Annotated in this window: 3 protein-coding genes; 1 reads left to right on the plus strand and 2 read right to left on the minus strand. The window is 69.5% G+C overall.

Annotated elements, in window-relative coordinates:
• Positions 1-176: 176 nt before the first annotated feature.
• Together AX744_RS09170 and AX744_RS09175 are read right to left on the minus strand one after the other, a co-directional pair.
• Entirely contained in the window at positions 177-1007 is an 831-nt protein-coding gene (locus AX744_RS09170) for an SDR family oxidoreductase (RefSeq protein ID WP_058631678.1), read from the minus strand.
• 47 nt (positions 1008-1054) lie between these two features.
• Positions 1055-1813 (minus strand): SDR family NAD(P)-dependent oxidoreductase, encoded by a 759-nt coding sequence (locus tag AX744_RS09175; RefSeq protein ID WP_046747505.1) that lies wholly within the window; start codon positions 1811-1813, stop codon positions 1055-1057.
• A 226-nt stretch (positions 1814-2039) separates the two neighbouring features.
• On the opposite strand from AX744_RS09175, the gene AX744_RS09180 reads away from it, so the two are divergent.
• Complete coding sequence (locus tag AX744_RS09180; protein WP_061016467.1) at positions 2040-2504, plus strand: hypothetical protein; 465 nt, start codon at positions 2040-2042, stop codon at positions 2502-2504.
• Positions 2505-2928 lie beyond the last annotated feature (424 nt).

Genomic DNA, 2928 nt, shown 5'->3' on the forward strand with positions numbered 1-2928 from the left:
CCCCCACCCACACCCCCTCCCGCCAAAACGGAGACGAACCAAAACGGAGACGAACCAGGTTCAGTGCGGCGTGGCGTCGCCCGACACGCGGCCCTGACGTCGGATGGTCTCTGTTTCGGCCTCCGACTTCGGCCTCCGACTTCGGGCAGCTGGGGCAGCTGGGGCAGCAGGGAAGCTCAGTCGAGGAAGATGTCCGGGAACAGGGCGGTGTCGGGGGTGCCGGGGATCGCCGCATAGCGGGAGAAGTCGGTCACGCCGTCGGCTTCGAGCACGTCCTCCACGATGAGGGTCTGCCCCGTGTACGACGCGGCGGGCTTGAGCAGCACGGCATAGGCGGCGTCCGCGTAGATGTCGGGCGTGCGGCTCGCGGCCATGACCTTGTCGCCGCCGAGCAGGTTCTGCACCGCGGCAGTGGCGATCGTGGTGCGCGGCCAGAGCGTGTTGGCGGCGATCCCGTCGCGGGCGAACTCGGCGGCGAGGCCGAGCGTCGCCATGGTCATGCCGAACTTCGCGAGGGTGTAGCCGGTGTGCGCGCCCAGCCACTTCGGGGACGGATTGAGGGGCGGCGACAGCGAGAGGATGTGCGGGTTCTCGGCATCCTTCAGGATCGGCACCGCCGCGCGGGAGAGCATGAACGTCCCGCGCACGTTGACGTCCTGCATCAGGTCGTACTTCTTGGCGCTCAGGTCGAGCGAGCGGGAGAGATCGATGACGCTGGCGTTGTTGATCACGATGTCGATGCCGCCGAACTCACCCTGCGTCTTCAGGACCGCTTCGGTGATGTCGTCGTCGTCGCGCACATCGCCGACGATCGGGAGAGCCTGGCCGCCCGCCGCACGGATCTGCTCGGCGGCGGTGTGGATCGTGCCCTCGAGCTTCGGATGCGGGGTGTCGGTCTTCGCGAGCATGGCGATGTTCGCACCGTCGGCGGCGGCTCGCAGCGCGATCGCGAGGCCGATGCCGCGGCTGCCGCCCGACATCAGGATGGTCTTGCCTGCAAGGGACATGTGTTCTCCTGGGTTCTCGATCGCGAAGGGGAGGGACAGCCGCGGGGTCAGCGCGGCGCCATGCGGATGGCGCCGTCGAGGCGGATGGTCTCGCCGTTGAGGTAGCCGTTCTCGACGATCTGCTGCACGAGGGCGGCGTACTCGTCGGGGCGGCCGAGACGGGACGGGAAGGGCACCTGCTGACCCAGGGAGTCCTGGGCCGCCTGCGGGAGGCCCATCAGCATCGGCGTCTCCATGATGCCGGGGGCGATCGTGCAGACCCGGATGCCGTAGCGGGCGAGCTCGCGCGCCACCGGAAGGGTCATCGCGTGCACGCCGCCCTTGGACGCGGAGTACGCGGGCTGGCCGATCTGCCCGTCGAACGCGGCGACGCTCGCGGTGTTCACGATGACACCGCGTTCCTCGTCGTGCAGCTCGTTCTTCGCGATGACGGCGGAGGCCTGGGAGATGACGTTGAACGTGCCGACGAGGTTGATCCGGATCACGCGCTCGAAGTCGGCGAGCACGGCCGGGTTGCCCTCACGGTCGAGCACCTTGGCGGGTGGGGCGATCCCGGCGCAGTTCACGACGACGCGCAGCGGTGCCGCCGACTGCGCGGCCGCGACGGCCGCCTGCACCTCCTCGGCGTTCGTGACGTCTGCCGCGACGAAGAGACCGCCGAGCTCGTCCGCGACCTCGGCGCCCTTCGATGAGGCGAGGTCGATAATCGTGACGTGCGCGCCCGCTGCGACCAGTCGTCGCGCCGTGGCGAGTCCCAGCCCGGAGGCTCCGCCGGTGATGAGTGCACCCTGTCCACTGATCTGCATCTGATGTTCTCCTTCGAACGCCGTCGTGCGACATGCCGTGATGGAACGCAGTATCAGCCTACGTGGTTCCTGGTATCACCACGACTCTGAGCAACTGCGTCGCGACCGAGCCTAGTTCCCGTCTCCCGCTCGAAGGAACGCGATAGGTCGTGGGAGTAGGATCCGGAGAATGCGCCGCCCGCCCGGGATCCACCGATCCACGGCGACTGTCGACCAGCCGGTGATAATGCGCCTCATTACCACCGTGAGCCTGGCGCTCCTGCTCCTCTTCGCCTTCGCGGTGACCGCACACGGCGATGCCGGGGAGAACGGCGCGGCCCCCTCGCTCGCCGCCGCGGCCATCGATGCGTTCGACGACACCGCCGCTATCGACGACACCGCCGCGTTCGACGACACCGCCGCGTTCGACGACACCGCCGCGATCGGCGCCGACGCCGAAACGGACGAGGCCCAGGTCCAGGCCGCATTCCCGGTCGCCGTCACGAGCACCCTCGTCGGTGCCGCACTCTGCATTCTCGGGGTGCTGTGCGGCCTCGCCGCGATGCTCCTGCTTTCTCGCGTCCTCGGGCGCCCCGGACAGTTCTCGACCCTCCGGGAGACACCGCGCGCGCTGCGCTCAGATCCGGCTTCTCCCCTGCACCCCTGCGGGACCGCGGTCTCCCTGATCCGGCTGGGTCTCTCCCGAACCTGATCGTCGAAGGGCCGTCACCAGAACGGCGTCTTCCGCCGGTGTCGCGCGGCTCCAAGGCTTCCTGCCTCGAGGGGCCACGCCCCGACATCCGGATCGCGCCCGCTCCCACGCCCGCTCCCGCTCCGAATCCCGCGACCCCCTCGTGACGACATCCGAGGCCACGCCCGCGCTCACCCCTTCGAAGGAGACCCCATGAAACGCACATCGAACGACGGCGAACCGCTCGCTCCGGACAGGCGAGGACGGTGAGCCGGCCGGTCGGCACGGCCTCTCGGCCGGTCCGCACGGCGATCGCTGCAGCCGCTCTCAGCGCCCTGATCGTGTTCATCGGTGCGGAGTCGGCAGCGGCCGGGGAGCAGCGCAGTGTCGTCGGCGCCCAAAGCCGCACAACGACCACCGCTCCGACTCCCACCCCGACCTCCAC

This window comes from Microbacterium sp. CCH5-D1, assembly GCF_001557335.1.
GTDB lineage: Bacteria > Actinomycetota > Actinomycetes > Actinomycetales > Microbacteriaceae > Microbacterium > Microbacterium oxydans.